Raw genomic sequence first — 22,533 nt, forward strand, 5'->3', positions numbered from 1 at the left:
TTGTAGGTTGCCAGCGACGTCCGGCCGGCTTCAGCGGATCTTCACGGTGATTTGCCCCAAACCCTCGGCGCTGTGCTCCAGCACATCGCCTGCTTGCAGAAAGCGGCCCGACGCCAGGCCCTCGCGAATCTGAGCATCCAGCACATAGCGCACCGGTCCATGGTGCAGCCAGGACAGGCCGAAGAACCAGGCCAACCCATGACGCCACCGGAAGCCCAGGCTCGGCGCCCGGTAGACCACACCCTCGGGCGTGCCCGTCAGCAGCACCTGCCCCTGCCGCAGCACACCCGATTCCAGCAGCGGCACGGGCCGCCCCTGGTAGCGCCAGAGTGGCAGAAGGCCCCGTTGCCAGGCTTGCTGTAACAGGCGGTCGGGGGTTTTCAGCATGTCCGACGCCGCGGCGTCCTGGCGCAGTTGCCCGTTCACATGGCTGCGCAAGCGCACGCCCTGCAGCCAGCGGCGCCAGTCGCGCGGCACCACCAGATAGGGCCCGGTGGGCATGCGCCCTGGCCCGCTTTTCGCATCACTGAACCCATGGCCCGAAGTCAGGTCCTCGGTGTTGATGCGGCGCAGCAGCTCGGCACGATCGGTCAGATCGCCGCAGAGAAAAAAGCCCAGCTGCGCTGCCTGCAGATCGGCCAAGTTGGCCAGATCGCGATCGGCTCTCAGGCACAGTTCCACCTCATAGTCCAGCAACTGCCCCGCTTCATGGCGCAGCTCGCTGCGCGCCGGGCTGGGCGTGCTGAACTTGGGAAACAGAAAGACCTCGTCGATGTCGGCCTCGCGTGCATGCGCAGCGTAGTTGGTGCCCGCGGCAATATGGGAATGAGCCCTGGCGCTAGGCAGCAAGTCGCGCTTGTCGACCGCCACCCAGGGCAGCCGCTCCGAGAGCGCCTGCAGGCCCGCGTGGCCCATGCTGCGCACCAGCTCCAGACTGTCTTCGGGAAAGCGTTGCAAGCCCACGCTCAGGTCCTGCGCCAGCAAGCGCGCGCCCTGGTCCTCGCGCACCAGCAAGGTGTGGGCGCGCCCCTCGGGCGACCGGCGCTGCGCCAGCGTCCAGGCTTGATCCAGCGACGCCAGCTGCTGGGGCTGCGGTCCGTCTGGCTGTGTGTTCTGCGGCGTGCCTTGCGGCGCCGCGCAGACGGCCGGGCCCTGCACCATGAGTGCAACTGCAAGCCATGCACAGGCCCACGATCCGGCGCGGCGACAAGAGCGCTGCGCTGACAAAACCGAGGTGGGGGACAGGAAGGGATCTGAAATCGACATGAGGCAGCCTTGTGAACGTGAAGGGTCGGTCGGGTTGGAAAGGCTCGCTGGCCAAGCTCAGCGGCGCCCTTTCACCCTAGCGCCCGCCCTGTCACAAGCAGGTCAAATCGTGAGACAGCCCCTCAGACTCCAGGTCGGCGGACCGAGCCGGTCGGCTTCCTCGGTTAAGCTGCGCCGCCGCACGCGCTGCCTCCTGCTTCGCTCCCCCGGGCGGCGTGCTGAAACCAAGCTCGAACCATGCGTGTACTGATTGTTGAAGACTCGGCCGCCCTGGCCACCACCTTGGGTGACTACCTGGGCCTGCTGGACTGCAGCGTGAGTCATGCCCACAGCGCCGCCAGTGCATTGGCCAGCCTGCGCAGCCACTGCTTCGACGTGCTGTTGCTGGACATCAATATGGCCGGCATGGATGGCCTGAGCCTGTGCCGAAGCCTGCGCCAGGATCTGCAGATCGACACCCCCGTCCTCTTCCTCACCGCCCGAGATACCTTGCCGGACAAGCTGGCCGGCTTTGCCGCCGGTGGCGACGACTATCTCGTCAAGCCCTTTGCGCTCGAAGAACTGGGCTGTCGCGTGCGCGCCCTGCATGCCCGTCACATCGGCGCGCACAAGCGAGTCCTGCGATGCGGCGCGCTCGAACTGGACCTGGTCGGCCTGATCCTGAAACATCAGGACCGGCCCATCGCCCTGGATCCGGTGCAGCTGAAGATCTTGCGCCTGCTGATGCAAAAGGCCCCCGCCGTGGTCAGCAAGGCCGATCTGGAGTACGCGATCTGGCAAGACGAAGCCATCGAGGGCAGCGCACTGCGTACGCATGTCTACCGGCTGCGCCAGCTGCTGCCGCCCGGCTGCCTCAGCACCGTCCGCGGCCAAGGCTACCGGCTCGATGCGAGCGCTTGAATTGGCACTTGAACTGGCGCGTGGCCGAGTGGCCGACTGGTGGGCAGCCAGCCTTCGTCGCCGCGTGCAGCTGGCGGTGCTGGGTCTGGTCGCAGTGCTGTCCATGGGCATGGCAGTGATCGCTTGGGCAGCCACGGAACTGGCGGCCGACAGCTTCATCAACCAGGCGCTGGAGAGGCGCGCGCAGGATCTGCGCCAGCACTTGAGCCAAGGCGTCCCGCTCGCGCAACTGGCCGCCCAGGATTCTCGCCCTGCCTACCATTTCTACAGCAGCGCACAGGCGGGGCTGCCCGCCGTGCTGCAGCAATTGAGCGAAGAAGGCGTGCATGAACTGAGCGAGATCGATGCGCATGTGCTGGTGCTTGAACATCCGGCGCCCGAAGGCGGCCGCCGCGAGCAGGTCTTTCTGCTCTACCGGCCCGAGCTGGACAGCGAGTTGGCCGCCTACGACCGTGCGATCCGCGTCCACCTACTGCTGATGCTGGCCGGTGCCGCCCTGCTCGGCCTGTTCATGGCCTGGCGGCTTGGGCGCTGGACCGCAGCCCCGATCGAGGCCTTGACCGCCCAGGTCCAGGCCCAGACGCAGGGCCTGGCGCCAATGCGCAGCCCAGTGCTGGAGCGGCCCGACGAGATGGGGCGGCTCAGCCACAGCTTTGCCCGGGCTTACCAAGATCTGGCCGACTATGCCCGGCGCGAGCGCGACTTCACCCGCTTCGCCAGCCATGAGCTGCGCACACCGCTGAGCGTCATCCAGGGCGCCGCTGAATTGATGCGTTTGGCGCCCAACCGCGAACGCATGCTGGCACCGCTGCAACGGGTTCAGGAGGCCGGCGCTCGGATGCAGGCCTTGATTGAGCTCTTCCTCTTGCTCGCCCGCGAGCAGCAAGGTCCGGCGGCTGACCACGAACCCTTGTTGCAAGGCCTGCGCGCCTGTCTGCAGGAACTTCCCGCCGCGACCACAACGGCGCCTCATGTGCAATGGCCCGCGGACGGTGCGGAGGACTGGCGAGAGCTCGAACAGCTGTGCCTGCCCCGGGCACTGGGACGCATGGCCCTGGGCAATCTGCTGCGCAATGCCTGGCTGCATGGCGACGGCAGAATCTGCATCACCATGCGCGAGCGGCGGCTGCAGCTCAGCAATGGGCGGAGCGCCAGTGCAGCCATCCGCCACGCGGGCGCGCCGCCGGAGCCTGGCCACGGCCACGGCCTGGACATCGTGGCCGCCATCGCTGAGCGCCTGGCGTGGCGCCTCAGTACCGAGGTGCAGGCCGAGCGATATCGGGTCGAGATCGAGTTCCCGGGCGGCGCAGGGCCTGCTGCCGGCGCGCCGGCAAGCGCCGCCGCGGAGCCCTGCTTTCCGAATCATGCAAACCCTGCGAGCCCTGCGAACCCTGCGAACCCTGCGAGCCCTGCAACCGTGCCGCCCGACACGGCCGGTCTGACCGCCACGGCCCCGGAACGAACGCTGTGACCTGGCTGTGACGCGCTGATTTCTAGAGTGTCGACATCCCCATCACACAGGAATCGACACCATGGCATTCACCGCCTCTGTTCTCCCGCACGCCGCTCAAACCGCGTCGCCTGCCCACCGCCGAGCTGGCAGGGCGCCCGCCCTGGCGCACCGCCTCGCTTGGCGCCTCATTTGTGGGATCGGCTTGGGCCCGTTCCTGAGCCTGCCCCCTGCCCACGGGGCAGGCACGTCAGCCGCATCACCGGTACCGCAAGAAGCAGGCGACTCAGTCGGCCTGCACGGGCATATCAGCCTGCTGCTGATGGCCGAGCAGCGCCGATCCCGCCTGGACGGCGAGGGGCAAGCCCAGCAAGAGTCGCTGCAGTCCACGGTTGACGCACACCGGCAGCTGCTCCTGCGCCCCATGTTCGAGTTGCGTCAGCGCCTGGGGAGCACGGCGGGCGAGTGGCGGGTCAGCAGTGCCGTGGGCGGCGTGGCCGATGGCTATCACATGCTGCTCGGCTCTCGCATGCGTTGGGATGATGGCTCCACTCTGGGCCTGTACTGGATGCCGGCTCTGCCCCAGCGCGAAGTCTGGCAAGACCCCTATGCCCTGGGTGTCGTGCGCCAGCGCAGCCGGGAAAGCCTGCAGGGCTGGCAGATCGAGGCGTCGCAGTTGCTGGGCAGCAGCTACAACCTGCGCTTGAGCAGCGCGCAGCGCCGAATCGCCACGGAACTCAGTGGCCAGCAGTCGCTCGCGGAGGCCGAGCGTTTGCTGCTGCGACGTTCGGGCCGCGTCAGCGAGCTGAGCCTGTGGCGAAGCCACGATGTCGGCGCCCACCAGACCTTGAGCTGGCAGCTCGACGCCCGCCACGACACCGCCGAAGGGCAGGCCATGGCCCACCGGCGCTGGGGTGGCGAGCTGCGCTACCAGCAGCAATGGGGACGTCAGGGGCTGGCACTGAGCCTGGCCTGGCATCGGCAGAAGCAGCGCGGCCCGCATCCCCTGGCTCCAGCGTCGAGCGGGGTAGGCAGTGAACAGATCCACAGCGCGGCGCTGATGGCCTCTCACGCCGCACCCTTCGGGCTGCGCAAGTTCACGGCCTTCGGGCGCCTGTCCTGGCGCCATCGCCAATCGTCCTGGGACTTCCACGACGCGCGAGACCTGAGTGCGGCCATCGGCCTGCGTCGAGACTTCTGACCCGCCGTTGCGGGCAGCCGCAGGCCGGCACCGCCCGCCCCAGGCATGCTGCAGCTTCATGGCAATCGACCTACCAGAGTTGATAGGTTTCAAACCACAGCGCTTTGCGTATCGTCCGCACCGTTCCAAACGGAGGAGATGGACGTGCATATCAGTGCTGTTTCGCGAGACGAGATGGGGGCGCAACTGCTGGCCGAGATTGCGGCCTACCGCTACCAGGTGTTCGTCGAAACCTTGGGGTGGCAGCTCGACTGCCCTCCAGGCTGCGAGCTCGATCAGTTCGATCATGCCCATGCCCATTACCTCCTGCTGCGTGACGAATCGGGCGCTCTGGGAGGATGCGCCCGCCTGCTGCCGACGCTGAGGCCCTACCTGCTGCAGGAGGTTTTCCCCATGCTGGCGCCGGGGCTATTGCCGCGCGATGCGGCGGTTTGGGAGCTCTCGCGCTTTGCAGTTCTCAATCCGAGTCAAGCCTTGATCGATGCAGACCGGCCGCGCGCCCACAGCACGCTGCCCCAGTTTTCCTCGACCGAGGCCATCGCCTTGCTGCAGGCGGCCCTGGACCACGCCCGGGGCCTGGGCGTTCGCAGCCTGGTCACCGTCTCCCCCGTGGGCATCGAGCGACTGCTGAACATGGCCGGCTTTGTCACCCGCGCCCTGGCGCCCGCGCAGGTGGTTGGTGGCCACCGCCTGTTTGCCTGCCAGATCGAATGCCAATCCCGTCGCCCCCTGCGCGTGCAAGCGGCCGGCCGCAGCCCCAGCGTTCAGGCGGCCTGAGCCCGGCACCCAACCGCGAGAGCACCATGAGCTTCGACGACACCCTGATCGCCCCTTCCACCCGCCCTCGTGCGGTGGCCCCGCCGCAGGAGCACAGCATCAGCCATGAGCTGCCCGAGTGGCCCCGAGCGCGCAACTTTGCCGAGGCCTTGCGTCGCAATGCCGCAGAACAGGGCGACGCCCTGGTCTACCAATTCTGGCAAACCGAGGACGATCAGGACGAGCAACTGAGCCACAGCCAATTGGCCGCTTGGGTGGGTCGTTATGCCCAGGCCTTGCGCCAGCTGCCGGGTGCGGACGAGGGGCGTCTTCAGCTGGTCCTGGCCCTGCCGCAGGGGCGGCAGTTCGTGGTGGCCTTTCTGGCCTGCCTGGCGGCGGGTGTCGTGGTCGTGCCGACCTTTCCGCCGCGCAGCCCCTTGCAGGCCGATCGTCTGCGCCTGGTGCTGCGTGAGCTGGGCCAGGCCCATGTGCTGTGCCGCCGGGCCAGCCTCCATGAGGAACTGGCCGAGCTGCGCACCGACCCTGAGCTTGGCGCCACTCGATGGATCTGCGTCGAGGAGCTGGATCAGGCGCCCGCAGCCAGCCTGGCCGGGCTGGATCCCGACCCGGAGGCCCTGGCCATGCTGCAGTACACCTCGGGCTCGACCGGCCGGCCCAAGGGCGTGATGCTGAGTCAGCGCAATCTGGTCGAGAACTCGCAACTGATCCAGGATTGTTTCGGCCACCGCAAGGGGCACAGCCGATCGGTGATCTGGTTGCCGCCGTATCACGATATGGGCCTGGTCGGCGGCGTCTTGCAGCCGGTCCATGCAGGCTTCGCCACCTTGCTGATGCCCACCAGTGTGCTGGTGCGCAGCCCCGCCCGATGGCTGCAAGCAGTGAGCGAGTTCAGCCAGGGCTGCAGCGGCGGGGTCAGCAGCGGCGGCCCCAACTTTGCCTTCCAGCTCTGCGTCGACAAGGTGCGTGATCGCGAGCTGCAGGATCTGGACCTCAGTGGCTGGCGGGTGGCCTTCTGCGGCGCCGAGCCCATCCATGCGCGCTGCATGGATGCCTTCGCTCAACGTTTCGCCGCAGCGGGCTTCAAGGCCGAAGCACTGTTCCCCTGCTACGGCATGGCCGAGACCACCCTCATGGTCAGCGGCAAGCCCCTGGGTCAGGCACTGGGGCGACGCCACCTGGACGCACGCGCCCTTGCGCGCCAGCAATGGCTGCCGCAGGATGCGCAGCTGCCGCACAGCCAGACCGTGGTCAGCTGTGGCAGGCCTCACGCCAGCCTGGAGCTTCGCATCGTCGAGCCCAGCTCGCGACTGGCGCGCGGCGAGCGTGAAATCGGCGAGGTCTGGGTGCGCGGCTCCAGCGTCACCCACGGCTACTGGCAAGACCCCGAGCGCAGCGCCCAGAGCTTCAACCAATGGCTGGACGGGCAAGGCGGCTGGCTGCGCACCGGCGACCTCGGCGCCCTGGATCAAGGCGAGCTGTTCATCACCGGGCGCAGCAAGGAGCTGCTGATTGTTCGCGGTGCCAACTACTTCCCTCAAGACCTCGAACATGAAGCCCTGAGCGCCTGCCCCGAGCTGATCAACTGCCGTGCTGTGGCCTTCCAGCATGGTCCGCTGGGCGAGGAACAGGTGGCCCTGGCGCTGGAGGTTCCGCGCAGCGCGATCGACGAGCTCGACATGCAGCGCCGCATCAACGCCCGCCTGAGCGAGAAGTACGGCATCACGCTCGATACCTTGCTCTTCATCCCGCGCAAGACGGTGCGCACCACCTCCTCGGGCAAGCTGCAGCGCGTGGCGCTGAAGCAGGATTTCATTGAAGGCCGGCTGCCCATCTACCTGCGCATCGATGCTCGGACTGAAGCGATCGAAAGCCAGGCCGCGGCAAACACGCTGCCCACGCGCCTGGACAGCGCGGCCGCCATCGAAAGCTGGTTGCTGCTTCGCATCGCCCAGGCGCTGCGTTGCACGCCTGCGCAGCTGCACCCCGAGGACAGCTTTGCCAGCATGGCGCTGGATTCGGTGGCGGCGCTGGAGCTGCTGGCCGATCTGGACAGCAGCCACGGCATCCAGCTGGAGCCTGATGCGCTCTACCGCCACAACAGCCCCGCCCTGCTGGCCCAGGAAATCTGGCGCCGCACCCAATTGCACCCTCTTGCCTGCTGAAGGAGCACGCCATGGCTGACAGCCATTTCTCACTGACCCTGTGCCGATTCATCGCCGATGCCTTCCTGGGTGACGGCAGCCGCGTGCAGCGGGACACCCCCTTGCTGGAGCTCAACATCCTGGATTCCGCCGCGCTCTTCGATGTCGTGGACTACATCCGCCAGGAGTTCGGCGTGCAGATTCCGGTGGCCGACATCCACCCCGAGCATTTCGCCAATGTCGCCCAGCTCGAAGCGCTGGTGCTGCGTCTCAACCCCTTGGAGAAAATCGCATGATTCCGAACCAGTGGTATGCCATCCTTCGCAGCGAAGACGTCAAGAAGAAAAAACCCGTCGGGATTCGCCGCTTCAACAAGAACCTGGTGGTCTACCGGGACACCGCCGGCCAGGTGGTTTGTCTGGCCGACCGATGTGCCCACAAGGGCGTGCCCTTGAGCCACGGTCAGCAGCATGGCGACTACATCGCCTGCCCCTACCACGGCTTCCAGTACGACGCCAATGGCCGCTGCGTGCACATGCCGGTGCTGGGCAAGAACGGCGTGGTGCCCAAGCACATGCAGGTGCCCAGCTTCACGGTGCGCGAGCAACATGGGCTGATCTGGTGCTGGACCGGCGAGCAGGTGCCCGAGCAACTGCCGGAAGTGCCCATGTTCAAGGAGTTTGCTGAGTACACCGGCTTCACCTCGCGCTATGCCTGGCATGCGCCCACGCATTACACACGTTATGTGGAGAGCGTCTGCGAGGTCTACCATGTGCCCTTCGTCCACAAGGGTTCGGCCCTGAACATCTGGGACCCCAAGGGCGGACGCGTCGATGACTTCAGCTGCCATCTCGAAGGGCACCTGATTCGCAGCGATTTCATCCTGCGGCCCGACGACGACCGCACGGCCGAGGAAACCCTCAGGGCACGCCTGCCCTGGACCCGCGGCTGGCGCATCGGCGTGGATGTGCAGATGCCGAACATGGTGCAGATCCGCAACGATGTGTTCGACGTCTACCTGATCGCCACGCCCATCGACGATGAGAACTGCTGGCTCTGCATTTGCTACAAGGAGCCCAAGCGCGACCTGCTGTTCCCGATGGTGAAGCCCCTGCCCATCCCGGGCTGGCGCCGCGTGCGCCCCTGGCTGATGTGTCGCATGGAGCGCTTCATCCAGCAATCCAAGGACATGGCCGCGCTCAGGGGCCAGACTCCCAAGATCTCCAGCCTGGAGGCCAACCGGCTGATCTCGGTCGACAAGGTCAATGCCTACTACCTGCGTCTGCGCGATCAGCTGATCCAGGAGGCCCAAGCTCAAGCGCAGAGCCAGGTGAGCGCTGCCTCGGCCCAGCGAGCCGCCAACGAGCAGGAGGCGCCGCCTTGCGAGATCAAGCCCATCCACATCTTGCCGCACAAGCCGCAAGCCGCCTGAAGCCCAGCAGCCAGGCCAGCACTTCAGTCAGCCCCTCAACCACGCAGCACGCACCATGAACGCAGCACATCACGACATTGCGGCCACCGTCAGGGCGGTCGTTCAGAAGCACTCGCAGTACGCCGATGAGGCCTTGCAGGACCATGTCCTGCTGCAAGAGGATCTGGGCATCGACTCCATCATGCTGGCCGGCATCGTCAGCGAGCTCAACAGTCTCCTGCAAACGCGGGTGAGCGTGTCCCCGGGGGATTCCGACACCCTGGTGAGCCTGAGCGCGCGCTTTGCGGCCCAGCTACCGGCACAGGCTCCGGTGCAACAGCCGCCAAGCGCCGACCCGGCTGCGCTGGCACGGGCTGCAGTGGCCGCTGCAGCCGCCTTCAGCGCGCCCGCGCTGGCCACGGCTGACTCCAGCAGCAGCACGGGCAGCACGGGCAGCAAGACGACCATGCGTGATTTTGTCGGCAACGGCACCGACCCGGACATCTTCACCAAGACCCGTCGCTTCCAGCGCTTCCAGCGCGAGCGGGCCGAGCAAGGCCACTTCTGGTACGGCATGGCCTCGCGTGGGCGCAGCAGCAACCGTGCGCGCATCTTCGACCGGCACGAGGGCCGGGAGCGTGAGTTCCTGCTGTTCGCCTCCAACAACTACCTGGGCCTGGCCAATGACGAACGGGTGCTGGACGCGATTCAGCAGGCCAGCCGCGAGTACGGTGCCACCAACACCGGCAGCCGTCTGATCGCCGGCACCACCGAGGTGCATCAGGTGCTGGAGCGCAAGCTGGCACAGCTGAAGGGCCGCGAGGATTGCCTGGTCTTCCCGTCCGGCTACTCAGCCAATCTGGGCACCATCGCCGCCTTGGTGGGACCGGGCGATCAAGTCATCGGCGATGTCTACAACCACATGAGCATTCAGGACGGTTGCAAGCTCTCGGGCGCCACCCGCCGGCTCTACCCGCACAACGACATGCAAGCGCTGGAGGACATGCTGGCGCGCCATGAAGACCAGTCGGGCGGGCGCCTGATCGTCGCCGACGGGGTCTTCAGCATGCATGGAGACATCGTGCATCTGCCCGAGCTGCTCAAGCTGGCCCAGCGCTACCAGGCCCGCGTGCTGATCGACGAGGCCCACAGCACCGGAGTGCTCGGCACCACCGGCTCCGGTACCACCGAGCATTTCCAGCTCAAGGGCCGGGTGGATCTCGAGGTCGGCACCATGAGCAAGGCCCTGGGTGGCCAGGGTGGCTTTGTTGTTGGTGACGCCGAGGTAATTGACTACCTGCGCTACTACGCCAACAGCTATGTCTTCGCGGCCACGATTCCGGCCCCCGTGGCCGCGGGTTTGAACGCCAGCCTGGACATCATGGCAGCGGAGCCAGAGCGGCTGGCGCGGCTGTGGAGCAATATCGACTACCTCAAGGCCAGCCTGGACCGACTGGGCTTCGACACGGAGCAGTCAAACAGCGCCATCATCCCGGTACGCATCGGCGACGAGACCCTGGCCATGAATATGGGTCGCTCCCTGCGTCGGCGCGGTCTTTACTGCCAGACCGTGGTCTTCCCCGGCGTGGCCGTGGGTGATGCGCGCCTGCGCATCAGCGTGCTGGAATCGCACACCCGGCAGGATCTCGACCAGGCGCTGGACATGCTGCTCGCGGCCGCCCAGGAGAACCGCCTGCCCCTGCATGAGGCCTTGGCCGCATGAGCAGCCCCACGCTGGAAACGACCCCAGCAGCCATGGATCGGCGGTCCCTGGGACTGCAAGCCGTGCTGCAACGCGGCGTGCATCAAGCCCTGTTGAAATGGCCCGACGCCTGGCCGCTGCTGCGTGATGCTGAACATGAGCTGAGCTATGGCGATTGCCGCCAATGGGTGTCCACGGCGCGTGAGCAGCTGCTGGCGGACTGCGGCGACCAGGCCGTGGCCATCTGGATGGACAAGCAGGCGCTGTACGCCCAGTGCATTCTGGCGACGCTGTTCTCGGGCGCACGCTACCTGCCCCTGGACGGCGCGCAGCCGGTCGAGCGCGTGCAAGCCATCGTGGCCGACGCGCGGCCAGCATTGCTGATCCTGGATGCCGCCCATGCCGAACTCTGGCTTCAGGCCCAAGCGCAGCGCCGCGATCCCGACACACGCCCGACACGCCTGCTGGTGCTGAGCGAGCAGACGCCGGCACTGGAGGCCTGGGCGGACGCCTGGGCCGAAGCCCAGGGACGCTGGCTTTCTTCGAAGCTGACCGGCCTTCCCCCGGGACCGGCCTTGCAGGAGGAGCGCATCGATCCCGGAGCGGTGGCGGCCATTCTCTACACCTCGGGCTCCACCGGGCTGCCCAAGGGCGTGCAGCTGAGCCAGCTCAATGTGCTCAATTTCGTCAGCTGGGCCGCCCAGACCTTGGGCCTGCAGCATGAAGACCGCCTGCTCAATCTCGCAAGCTTCAATTTCGACCTCAGCACCTTCGATCTCTTCGCTGCCTTGCAGGCCGGCGCCAGCGTCTACATCAGCCACGAGTCGGAGCTGCGTCATATGGCGCGACTGGGCGAGCTGCTGGAGCAGCAAGCGACCACCGTGGTCTACGGCGTGCCTTCCACCTTCGGCCTTCTGCTGCGCAGCGGCGTCCTCACACCGGAACGCCAGTCGGCCCTGCGCCACCTGATCTTTGCCGGCGAAGTCATGCCCAAGCCGCTGCTGCAGGCCCTGGCAGCGCAGCTGCCGCGCGACTGTCGCCTTTACAACTTCTACGGCCCGACCGAGACCAATGTCTGCCTCTGGCATCCGGTCAGCGCCGAAGACCTGGCCAGCGATGGGCCTGTGCCAATTGGCCGCCCCATCCGCGGCGCCGAGGTCTGGCTGCAGGACGAAAGCGGTCGCCACATCGTCGAGGAAGGCCATCAGGGCGAGATCTGGGTGGCCGGTGACTGTGTCACGCCCGGGTACTGGCAACGCCCCGACGATGCCAACAGCCACCAGCACCGGCTGGGCCGCCATGCCACGGGTGACCAGGGCTCCTGGCATCGGGGCAGCCTGCTCTATCACGGTCGCCGCGACCGCATGGTCAAGATCCATGGCTTCCGCGTCGAACTCGGGGAGATCGAGGCGGCCCTGGCTCGCCAAAGCCAGTTGGCCGAATGCGCGGTGCTGGCCCTGCCAGGCGCAAGTGGCACCCGCCTGCTGGCCGCCTATGTGCCGCGCGAAGGCTGCTGCGTGCCCGGCACCCTGGCTCTGAAGCAGCATTGCGCCAGCCTCCTGCCGGCCTATATGGTGCCGCAGCAATGGGTGGCGCTGGCTCAGTTGCCCAAGAACGCCAACGGCAAGATCGACCTGCGCCGGCTTCAGGCCCTGATCCTGGATGAAGAGGCCGCCCAGTCATGAACGCTTCCGCCGCACACCTGCTGGGCATGGGCTTGCGTCACGCCAACCTGCCAGCAACCCAGGATTGGCTGGATCGGCTGGCGGCCGTCCGCTCGGCCTGCACGGGTTCAGGCGCGGACCATGCCTTGCCGCTCCATAACCTGCCGCCCTTGCCTGCCGAGCAGCGCCTGCCCGTAAGCGCGGGCGATCTGGGTCAATTCGGCATCCCACCGATCTATCGCGCGTCCATCCACCGCATTCAGATCCATCTGCTCGAACTCGCGCAAGAAGCGCTGCAGCAGGCCGAGCGGGCGGGCGTGAAGCTCGAACGCGAGCACTGCGATGTGATTCTCGTCACCGCCCTCGGGCTCAACCGCAGCCACGAAAACGAAGCTCGCGCGGCAGCGCTGCGCTGGGCCGCCGCGGGCTGGCGCGACCACCCCGATGCACGTGCTCTGCTGGAACTGTGGCGTCAGGATCTGGAGCAGGGCTTCACCGCCAGCTCGCACGACAAGGTGGGCGAAATGGCCAGCGCCCTGGCCGCGCGGGTGGCCGCGCATTTTCAGCTGCGTGGACGCGTGCTGGCCCTGGAGGCACGTGCCGAAGGTGGGCGCGCAGCGCTGGCCGCAGCCCTGAACTGTCTGTCGCATGGCGGCAGCCGGCAGGTGCTGATCCTGGGCGCGCAAACCCTGGACAGTCCCCTGCACGAACGCCCCGACCTGACGGACACCTCCACCCCTGAGCTGCCCACCTGGCGCGAGTCCGCCTGCGCCCTGCTGCTCGGCGATGTGTCCGCCGCCCACGCCGGGCAGATGATGCTGCAGCTGCCCCCCGCCACGCCCGTCTGTCCAAGGCCCGCAGCGACCGTGGCCGCCGGGCCGGTGGTGCACATCGAGGGTCAGGTCTTGCCTGTGCAGACGGTCTTGGGCTACGGCCATGCGATGCAAGACTTGCAGGCCCTGGCTCTGGCGGCCCTGGCTCAAGCACAAGCACAAGCACAAGCACAAGCACAAACCGCGGGAGCTGGTGCGAGCCGCAGCCCAGCCGTCCACGCCGAACTCGGCCCGCAGGCGCGTCTTGTGCTGCAGGCCGCCGGCCAGCCGCTGCCGGAACAGGCTGGCTCCGAGACGGGCCCGGTGGCCGTGGTCGGCTGCGGCAGCGCCTTTGGCGACACCCGGGGCAATGCCGAGTTCTGGGCAGCCCTGAGCCAGCCCGGCCACCGCTTCCGCCCGCTCGACCCGGCGCGCCATCATTGCGATCCCTTCCTGGACCCGCAAGCCCGCCACAGCCTGGCCTACTACATCGAGCAGGCCAGCCATGCCGGTCTCGAGCCGGCCGTGCACCCGCATGCAGCCAGCATGCATCTGGCGCGCAGCGTGGCCAGCGAGGCCTGGTCGGCTGTCGCCGGCCTGGCCCCGGAGCGCCTCGGCCGGCTGCAAGTCATCTGCGCCAGCAATCTGACGACGCCGGCCTTGCGCAGCGCCGGCGCCCAAGCCCTGCTGCCGCGCGTGCTGGAGCGCCTGGATGCGCTCGGCCGCCTGCAGGGCTGGAACGAGGCACTGCGCCAATCGCTGGCCCACGCCCTGCACAACCAGGCCCAGGCCGAACGCCTGCCTTCCGCCGAGGACCAGGGCCTGGCCACCGCCAGCGGCCTGGGCCGTGCCGTGGTCGGCGACCTGCCGGCCCAGGTTCTGGCGCTTGAAGCCGCATGTGCCAGCTCCATGGCGGCGCTCGATCTGGCCGGCCTGGCCCTGCGCGCCGGTCAGGTCGACACCGTGCTGGTGCTGGGTGTGGAGCTGCCGGTCAACAGCAGCGATCTGCTGCTCTGCGCCGCACAACGCATGCTGGCGCCCGGCTTGATGGCCAGCTTCGGCATCGATGCCAGCGGCTTCACGCCGGGCGATGGCGCCGGCGCGGTGCTGCTGATGCGCAAGCCCCAGGCTGAGGCCCTGGGCTTGCCAGTGCTTGCACAGTTGCTGGCTTTCGGCGCCAGCACCGACAGCAAATCCATGATCGCGCCGAACCAGGCGGGCCAGACCCAGGCCATGCGTCGTGCCTTTGCCGCGCTGACGACCCAGGGCATCGGCCCGTCGGCGCTGCAGTATGTGGAGACCCACGGCACCGGCACCTTGATTGGCGATCAGGTGGAAACCGCCTCGCTGGCCGAGGTCTACGCCGGGGCCACCCAAGGCCTGGCACTGGGGGCGCTCAAGTCCAAGTTCGGCCACTGTTTTGCCGCGGCCGGCATGGCCAGCCTGATCAAGACCGTGCTGGCCCTGGCCCATGAGCGCATGCCGGCCAACCACTTCGAACGCCCGCTCAAGCCCGAGCTGGAATGGCCGCGCCTGGGCCTCGACCCCTTGTTCACCGAGCGCCCCTGGCCACGCAACCCTCAGCAGCGTCGCCGTGCCGGCATCAATGCCTTTGGCACCGGCGGCATCAATTACCACCTTGTGTTGGAAGAGGCTTGAATGCAGTTCGCCCTGACCCCCGCGCAGCATGCGCTGCAAGCGCGTATCGCCACCCTGGCCTCCAGTTTGCAGGACCCGCTCTTGCACGAACGTGACCGGGCCTGCGAGTTCTCACGGCCGCTCTGGCAGGCCATGGCCAGCGCGGGCCTGCACCTGCTGCCCGCCCCGGCCGAGTACGGCGGGCAGGCCCTGGGCGCCCTGGATCTGGCTCTGGCCCTGGAGACCCTGGGCGAGCAGGTACCGGACACCGGCCTGGTGTTCGCCCTGGCCGCCCACCTGTGCGCCTGCATCCATCCGCTGCTGACCTTCGGCAGCGAGTCGCAGCAAAAGGAATGGCTGCCGCAGATCGGCAAGCAAGGCTGGCTGGGCGCCCATGCGATCACCGAGGCGCAAGCCGGCTCGGACATCTCGGCCATGCGCACCCGGGCCCAACGCGAAGGCCAGGGCTATCGCATCAGCGGGCGCAAGTGCTACATCAGCAATGCGCCGGTCTGCGACTTCCTCATCGTCCACGCCCGCACCGGCGAGAGCGGCAGCTTTCTCGACTACAGCAGCTTTGTGCTGGACCGCCACAGCAGCGGCGTGCACATCAGCGCCACGCCGCATGAGAAGCTGGGCCTGCGCACCACGGCCATGGGCGATGTGGAGTTCGATGGCGTCTGGGTTCATGAATCCCAGCGCCTGGGCAAGGAGGGCAGCGGCGGCCCCATCTTCCAGGCCAGCATGGCCTGGGAACGCAGCTGCCTGTTCGCCATGTACCTGGGCACCATGAAGCGCCAGCTGCGCGCTTGCTGGTCCCATGTGGAGGAGCGCGAGCAGTTCGGTCGCCCCCTGATCGAGCAGCAAAGCCTGGCCCACCGCCTGGCCGATATGCAGCTGCGCTACGAGTCGGCGCGCCTGCTCTGCCTGCGCGCCGCCTGGTCGCTGGACCTGCCGCAGCCCGCCCGCGGTGATGCCAGCCTGGCCGCCAAGCTGGCCCTCAGCGAGGCCGCCGTGCTCAACGGACTCGATGCAGTGCATCTGCACGGCGCGCTCGGCATGCTCAGTGGCGCCATCGAACGCGAGCTTCGCAATGCCCTGCCCAGCAGCGTGTTCTCGGGCGGCAGCGAAGTCTTGAAAAACCAGCTCGTGCAGCAACTGCGCGGCGACTACAAGCGTGAAGCGCGCGGAGGACGTTGAACATGGCAAGCATGGTGGGACAAGCCACATTGGGCAAGGAAGAGCTGCTGGAGACGGCGGGGCTGATGGTCGAGTTCACCCGCGCGCGCGGAGACCATCTCTACTACCTCGATGAGAACGGGAAGGAACGGCAAGTCCTGGATCTGGTCGGCGGCTTCGGCTCCACCCTGCTGGGCCACAACCACCCCGAGCTGGTGGAGCTGTTGACCCGCTGCCTGGCGCAGCAGCGCCCGGTGCATGCCCAGGGCTCGCGCAGGCAACAAGCCAGCGAACTCAAGCAGGCCCTGGCCGACTACCTGCACCAGCACAGCGGCGAGCGCTACAAGATCTACCTGCTCAACACCGGCACCGAGGCGGTCGAAGCCGCCATCAAACATGCCCGTTATGCCTATGCCCAGCGCATGGAGGCCATGAGCGATGCCTGCGCGGCCAATGCCCGCGAGCTGCAGATCCGGCTGGAGCGCGGCGAGATCCAGATCGACGCACCCCTGCTGCAACAGGCCGAGCGCCTGCTGCAACACGAGCCCCTGGACCATGTGGACGCCTTGCTGTCCGCCGTGAACCAGCGCAATCTGCAAGCCCTGGCCACGGCGCCGCTGATGGCGGCCCTGCCCTATGCCTTCCATGGCAAGACCCTGGGCTCGCTCGCCCTGACCTGGAACCGCGATGCCCGCCTGGCCTTTGTGCGCAACAACCCCGACGCCTTGTTCGTCCATGAGCCCAGCCAGTTCCTGGCCCAGCTGCGCGAACACAGCGTCAGCGTCTACCAGTTCGAGTTCCAGCCCCTGCGCCTGGTCGAGCGCCGCCTGCCCCGGCTGGCGGGTCTGATCTACGAACCCCTGCGCGGCGAGGGCGGCATCCTGGAGCTGGATGCGGAGTTCCGCACCCTGCTGCAAGCACTGCGCGAGCACCACCCCGAGGTGGCCCTGATCGCCGACGAGGTGCAGTGCGGCCTGGGCCGCACCGGCCGGCCGATCGAAAGTGCAGCACAAGGGCTGCCGGCCGACTACCTCACCTTCGCCAAATCTCTGGGTGGTGGCCTGTGCAAGATCTCGGCCCTGGCGGTGCGCGAATCGCTGCAGCACCGCGAGTTCGGCATGCTGCACAGCTCGACCTTTGCCGAGGACGACCTCAGCGCCAGAGTAGCGCTGCGCAGCCTCGAGATCCTGCAGCGCGATGCTGTGGCGCAACGCTGCGCCTCGCTCGGCGAGGCCTTGCTGGAGGGCTTGCAAGCCCTCCAGCGCGCCCATCCCGAGCTGATCCGCGCAGTGCGCGGGCGCGGCTGCATGCTGGGTCTGGAGTTGCAGGACCTGAGCGAGCATCGCTCCCCCCTGCTGGCCAGCCTGGCCCAGGAGCAGCTCCTGGGCATGGTCTGCGCCGGCCATCTGCTGCACGCTCATGGCTTGCGGGTGCTGCCCTCGCTGGGCCGACGCAGCGTGCTGCGCATCCAGCCCTCGGCCTATTTGCAGCCCGCCGATCTGCAGCAGGCGCTGCAAGCCTTCCGGGCCTTGTTCGAGACGCTGGCCCAGGGCAATCTGCAAAGCCTGCTCGCCCACATGCTGTCCAGCGGCTTCACGCCCCTGGTCCTGCCGGCCGCGCGGACGGGCAGCGGCGCCGAGTCTCTGGCGCCCGCTGGCAGCGCCACGGCCGTGGAGCGCATCGGCTTCCTGGCCCACCTGATCGACGCCCAAAGCCTGCGCGAGTGGGAGCCCGGCCTGGCCGGCCTCAGCGACGAACAGCTGAGCGAGCTGTGCAGCCGCGTGCAATGCGCGATGGAGCCGCAGCTGATTGCCAGCCGGCGCGTGCGCTCACCCCTGGGTCGCGAGGTCGAGCTGCGGCTCTACGGCATCATGATGGATTCGGAGAGCATTGCCGCCGACATCCGCTTCCACCGTGCCCAGCAGATTCGGCGTCAGGTCCAGCATGCCTACCAGCGGGCGCGCGATGAAGGCTGCGGCCTGGTCGGCTTTGGCGGCTACACCTCCATCGTCACCGCCAACTGCATCGATTTCGAGTACGAGCATCCGCCCGTCACCAGCGGCAACGCCCTGACGGTGGCGGCCAGCCTGGCCGCGACCCGATCCAGTGCCGCACGCATGGGCCTGGTCAGTTCCGAAGCGGTGGTCGCCGTGGTCGGCGCCGCCGGCAATATCGGTCAGGTGCAAGCGCTGCTGCTGGCCGCGCAGTGTCGCCGCCTGATCCTGCTTGGACGCCCCGGCCATGAGGCCCGCCTGGCCCAGGTGCGGCGCGACATCGCCAGCGAGCTGCTGCAACAGCCGCTGCCCAGCATCGATGCCGCCAGCACCTGGGCCCGGGCGCTGCGGGAGTGGCGCCAAGCCCAGCAAGGCACGCCGGACCTGGCCCAGCTGGATGCCTGGTTGGCGCAGCAGGCTTGGGTGCAGCTGAGCACCTCGCTGGACGCCTGCCGCGAGGCCGACATCGTGATCAGCGCCTCCAGCAGCCCCCAGCCCGTGCTGCGGGCCGAACATTTCGCGACCGACCGCCCGGTGCTGGTTTGCGATGTGGCGGTGCCCGGCGATGTCGATGCCGACAGCGTCCAGGCCCTGCCGCAGCTGCGCCTGATCCGCGGCGGCGTGGTGCGCCTGCCGATGGCGCCCGAGCTGGAGCTGCCCGGCATGCAGCTCGATCCGGGCCTGATCTTCGCCTGCGCCGCTGAGACCTTGCTGCTGGGCCTCTCGGGCATCCGCGCCGACTTCAGCAAGGGTCCGGTGCGGCCCGAGCAGGTGCGCGAGATCGAGGGTCTGGCACGCCTGCACGGTTTCGAGATCGATCATGAAAAGCGCGTCGGCGCCTTCTGAGTACGAGGCCCCATGCACGACGCCGTGATGCCCGACGCCTTGCTGCAGCGGATCGAGCCCTTGCTGGCCCTGGCTGCACGGGCGCCGTCCTCGCACAACAGCCAGCCCTGGCGCTTGCGCTGCCTGCCCGCGGTTCCGCCACGCTGGCAAGACAGCGGCCCCTGGACCCAGGCCCTGGCCATCGAGCTGGACCCCGCGCGCTGCCTGCGCGCCCTGCCGGCGCTGCAGCGCGAGATGCTGATCAGCCTGGGCGGCTTTGCGGCCATCTTGCTGAACCTGCTGCGTCTGAGCGCCTGGCCGGTCAAGGCGGTGCCGGCCGAGCCGAGTCAAGAAGGCCAGGAAGGGCGCCTTCTCTTGCTGCTCGGCGCTCAGCCCTGCGCCGAGCGCGTCGATCACGCCGGCCTGGCACGCCTGAACCGCGCCCTGCGCCTGCGCCACACCGAGCGCGGCCCCTACCTGCCAATGCAGGGCCTGCGCTTTCACCTGGAGTCACCGGACAACCCGCTGCCCTACACGCTGGACCTGCAGGAGCCGCGCCCGACGCTGCGCTGGCAAGCCCTGCATGCCAGGTCCGCACGGGCCGAGTTGGCCGAGTTCTATGCCCGCCACGGCGCCCGCGATCTGATGCACCCGCAGGCCTGGGCCGAGACCTATGCCCACCTGAACTTTGCCGCCGAGCAGCCCGCCCGCCCTGTGCCACAGGGCATGCCAATCGAACGCTTGTTCGGCCCCCTGCCCGCCTGGCGCCGCCGCCTGCTGCAGCTGTTGCTGCACCCGCGCTTGCTACGCGGGCCGGCCGGCCGCCCGGTGACGGCCGAGGCCGGACGCCAGCTGCGCGCCCTGATCCTCAGCAGCCCCGCCCTGCTCTACCTCAGCACGCCCCGCGAGAGCGGCACGGCGCTGGAGGGATGGCTGGCCGGGGAGGCCATCGCCCGGCTCTGGCTGGCGGCGGCCGATGCCGGCCAGGCCCTGCACCCCTTGAGCGTGGCGCTGCAGCACGAGGACCTGGCTCAGGGTCTGGCGGGTCTGCTCGGTTGCCGCGAGCGCCTGCTGTTCATCGCGCGCGCCGGCACGCCGGCTCAGGCCCTGCGCCAGGCCCAGCACCACCGCCGTGCGCCATCTGCGTTCTGCGTCTCGCAGCGTTCCGACGCATCACCCTGTTTGCCTTGCAGCCCCAGCCCATGACCGCCACAAAGCCGCCCTCGTCAAGACCGCCCTCGCCGAGCTCGCCCTCGCCCACCTGGCGTTCGCTGGCAGCGCCGCCCGCGGCGCGCCGCCTGTTTCTGCAGCTGCTGGCCTTGCTGCCGGCCGCCGCCGTGCCCATGCAGCTCCGGGCCGCGGAGGCGGTCTCCGAAGCCGCGCTCAGCCAGTGGATCCACGAAGCCGAGCGCGTGCTGCGCGGGCGCAGCTCGGCCGCGGTGATGAAGATGCACATCGAGCGCAGCGACTACCAGCGCAGCTACGACCTGATGGTGCTCAGCGATGACCGCAGCGAGCCCGGCAAGGTCCTGATCCGCATGTTGGGCCCGGCGCTGTGGCGCGGCAATGCCACGCTCAAGGTCGGCGAGCGCATCAGCTTCTACGACCCGCGCAGCCGCCGCATCACGGTGATGGGCAGTTCCATGCTGGCCGACAACTGGATGGGCAGTCACTTCAGCAACGACGACCTGATGCGCGAAACCGATCTGGCGCGGCACTACGGCTACGAGCTGCTGCAAAAGACACGGGACAAGGACGAGCTGGGCCGCCCGGTCGAACGCGCCCTGCTGCGCCTGAGCCCCAAGCACGCAGCACCCGTGGCCTGGGGCAAGGTGGAATATCAGCTGCAGCTGCTGGAAGGCGGCAAAGGCGCAAGCGTGCTGCCGCTGCAGGTGGATTACTTTCGCCGCGCCGATGACACGCAGGCCCAGCGCTCGCTGCGCTACAGCCAGCTCAAGCCCTTGGAGGGCCGCGTGCTGCCCACGCGCCTGACCATGAAGGCCCTGGACAAGCCCGACGAATACACCCGGATCGACTACGTCCGGCTCAAGTTCGACAGCGACTTCGGTGCCGACGACTTCTCGGAGCGCGCGCTGCGCTGAAACCCCATGAGCACCGTCTACCGCATGGCCTGGCGCAATCTGGGCCGCAACGCCAAACGCAGCCGCGTCACCGGCCTGGGTCTGGCCCTGGCCCTGGCCTTGTGCATGGCCACCCTGGCCCTGATGGATGGCCTCAGCCAGGAGCTGATTCAGGGCACGACCGAGGGCGAGGTCGGCCACATCCAGATCCACGAGCCTCGCTACCTCGACAGCCGCGCTCTGCGCCGCAGCGTGCCGGCCGACGCCCAGGCCCTGGCCGCGCTGAGGTCGGCCGAGGGCGTGCAGGGCGTGAGCGCCCGGCTCTATGCCTTCGCCTACCTCAGCCACGGCAGTCGCTCCAGCGGAGTGCAGCTGCTGGGCATCGATCCTGAACAGGAAGCCGCCGTCACCGTGCTGCATCGCAAGCGCAGCAGCGGCGAGTGGCTCTCGGCCGAGGCCACGCCCTGGCGCCAGGCCCAGGCGCTGAGCGAAGCCCAGCAGGCCGCCGACCAGGCCCTGACCGAGGCGGCCATCGCCGAGGCCTTTGCCCGGCTGGAGGGGCGCGCCAGCTCCACGGCCACGCCCACGCCCACGCCCGCGCCCTCACCCACCGCCACGTCGGGTGCCGACGCCAGCCTGGCCCTGGCCGAGCAGTTGGCACCGGGGCCAAGCCGGCGCCCCGGCGTGGTGCTGGGCGCCAAGCTGGCCGCCAATCTGGGCCTGAGCGCCGACCCCGAAGGTCGATGGGGCCAGGTGCTGGAGCTGCTGGTGGAAGGCGCCCACGGTGTGCAAAGCCATCTGGAACTCGAAGTGCGCGGTGTGCTGCAAACCGGCCTCGACCACCAGGACCGCAGCCGTCTGCTGCTGCATCTCAGCGATCTGCAGCACATGCTGCAACTGCCCGATCAGGCGCACGAGATCGCGCTGCGCCTGACCGACCCCGGCCAGGCCGATGCACGCGCCGTTGCTTTGCAAGCCCAGCTCGGCGAGGGTCAGCAGGTGCAGAGCTGGTCGCAGCTGCGGCCCGATGTGCTGGCCCTGATTGCGGCCAATCGGGCGCTGATGGGCACCCTGGTTTTCATCGTCTTTCTGATCGCCGGCGTGGGTGTGCTCAACACCATGCTGGTCAGCGTGATGGAGCGCCAGCGCGAACTCAGCCTGCTCAAGGCCCTGGGGCTGGCGCCGAGCAAGGTCTTGCTGCTGGTGATGGCCGAGACGGTGCTGCTGTGTCTGGCCGGCGGCCTGGCGGGCCTGACGGCTGGGGCCGCGCTGGTGGGCTGGCTGCAGGTCCATGGTCTGGATGTGTCGCGCTTCGGCGAGTTCAGCCTGTCGGGCGTGGGCATGGCGCCGGTGCTGCGGGCGCAGCTGAGTGCGGCCGGCGCGGCCCTGCCCCTGGCGATGCTGGTGCTGATCAGTGTCGTATCGGCCCTGGTGCCGGCGCTTTGGGCTGCTCGCCTGGCCCCAGCTGCCGGCATGAGAGCGCAGTGAGGAG

The 22,533-nt window shown here is 68.3% G+C and carries 16 protein-coding genes; 15 read left to right on the forward strand and 1 reads right to left on the reverse strand.

The features are described from left to right. Nucleotides 1-30: 30 nt before the first annotated feature. Entirely contained in the window at nt 31-1,161 is a 1,131-nt protein-coding gene (locus tag OOB33_RS16915) for a fumarylacetoacetate hydrolase family protein (protein WP_165794472.1), read from the reverse strand. A 342-nt stretch (nt 1,162-1,503) separates the two neighbouring features. Between OOB33_RS16915 and OOB33_RS16920 the strand changes: the two genes are divergently transcribed. The 15 genes from OOB33_RS16920 (at nt 1,504) to OOB33_RS16990 (ending at nt 22,529) form a co-directional block, all read left to right on the forward strand. Beyond that, a complete protein-coding gene (locus OOB33_RS16920; RefSeq protein WP_102766764.1) occupies nt 1,504-2,166 on the forward strand; it encodes a response regulator transcription factor in 663 nt (220 codons plus the stop codon). 1 nt (nt 2,167) lies between these two features. Next, a complete protein-coding gene (locus OOB33_RS16925) occupies nt 2,168-3,637 on the forward strand; it encodes a sensor histidine kinase (RefSeq protein ID WP_271009530.1) in 1,470 nt (489 codons plus the stop codon). A gap of 61 nt (nt 3,638-3,698) precedes the next feature. Beyond that, nucleotides 3,699-4,817 (forward strand): DUF2860 family protein, encoded by a 1,119-nt coding sequence (locus OOB33_RS16930; protein ID WP_271009531.1) that lies wholly within the window; start codon nt 3,699-3,701, stop codon nt 4,815-4,817. 144 nt (nt 4,818-4,961) lie between these two features. Beyond that, on the forward strand, nt 4,962-5,594 hold the full coding sequence (locus OOB33_RS16935) for an acyl-homoserine-lactone synthase (protein ID WP_271009532.1): 633 nt from the start codon (nt 4,962-4,964) through the stop codon (nt 5,592-5,594). A gap of 26 nt (nt 5,595-5,620) precedes the next feature. Next, a complete protein-coding gene (locus OOB33_RS16940) occupies nt 5,621-7,756 on the forward strand; it encodes an AMP-binding protein (protein ID WP_271009533.1) in 2,136 nt (711 codons plus the stop codon). An 11-nt stretch (nt 7,757-7,767) separates the two neighbouring features. Beyond that, on the forward strand, nt 7,768-8,031 hold the full coding sequence (locus OOB33_RS16945; RefSeq protein ID WP_102766768.1) for an acyl carrier protein: 264 nt from the start codon (nt 7,768-7,770) through the stop codon (nt 8,029-8,031). After that, a complete protein-coding gene (locus OOB33_RS16950) occupies nt 8,028-9,167 on the forward strand; it encodes an aromatic ring-hydroxylating oxygenase subunit alpha (protein ID WP_102766769.1) in 1,140 nt (379 codons plus the stop codon). The genes OOB33_RS16945 and OOB33_RS16950 overlap by 4 nt, the downstream gene beginning before the upstream one ends. Nucleotides 9,168-9,222: 55 nt before the next feature. Further along, nucleotides 9,223-10,869, forward strand: a complete 1,647-nt coding sequence (locus OOB33_RS16955; RefSeq protein ID WP_271009534.1) for an aminotransferase class I/II-fold pyridoxal phosphate-dependent enzyme — start codon at nt 9,223-9,225, stop codon at nt 10,867-10,869. Next, a complete protein-coding gene (locus tag OOB33_RS16960) occupies nt 10,866-12,533 on the forward strand; it encodes an AMP-binding protein (protein WP_271009535.1) in 1,668 nt (555 codons plus the stop codon). Before OOB33_RS16955 ends, OOB33_RS16960 begins: the two co-directional genes overlap by 4 nt. Further along, a complete protein-coding gene (locus tag OOB33_RS16965; protein ID WP_271009536.1) occupies nt 12,530-14,983 on the forward strand; it encodes a polyketide synthase in 2,454 nt (817 codons plus the stop codon). The genes OOB33_RS16960 and OOB33_RS16965 overlap by 4 nt, the downstream gene beginning before the upstream one ends. After that, nucleotides 14,984-16,162 carry an acyl-CoA dehydrogenase family protein gene (locus tag OOB33_RS16970; protein WP_102766773.1) on the forward strand — a complete coding sequence of 393 codons (1,179 nt, stop codon included), beginning with the start codon at nt 14,984-14,986 and terminating at the stop codon, nt 16,160-16,162. Between the two features lie 2 nt (nt 16,163-16,164). Further along, nucleotides 16,165-18,981 carry an aminotransferase class III-fold pyridoxal phosphate-dependent enzyme gene (locus OOB33_RS16975; RefSeq protein ID WP_271009537.1) on the forward strand — a complete coding sequence of 939 codons (2,817 nt, stop codon included), beginning with the start codon at nt 16,165-16,167 and terminating at the stop codon, nt 18,979-18,981. A gap of 12 nt (nt 18,982-18,993) precedes the next feature. Then, a complete protein-coding gene (locus tag OOB33_RS16980; protein ID WP_271009538.1) occupies nt 18,994-20,166 on the forward strand; it encodes a hypothetical protein in 1,173 nt (390 codons plus the stop codon). After that, the gene (locus OOB33_RS16985; protein ID WP_271009539.1) at nt 20,163-21,062 is read left to right on the forward strand and encodes an outer membrane lipoprotein-sorting protein; all 900 of its coding nucleotides are present in this window, start codon (nt 20,163-20,165) and stop codon (nt 21,060-21,062) included. The genes OOB33_RS16980 and OOB33_RS16985 overlap by 4 nt, the downstream gene beginning before the upstream one ends. 6 nt (nt 21,063-21,068) lie before the next feature. Next, nucleotides 21,069-22,529 carry an ABC transporter permease gene (locus OOB33_RS16990; RefSeq protein WP_271009540.1) on the forward strand — a complete coding sequence of 487 codons (1,461 nt, stop codon included), beginning with the start codon at nt 21,069-21,071 and terminating at the stop codon, nt 22,527-22,529. The last annotated feature ends 4 nt before the right edge of the window (nt 22,530-22,533 follow it).

This window comes from Paucibacter sp. B51 (assembly GCF_027863535.1).
Classification (GTDB): Bacteria; Pseudomonadota; Gammaproteobacteria; order Burkholderiales; family Burkholderiaceae_C; genus Paucibacter_A; species Paucibacter_A aquatilis.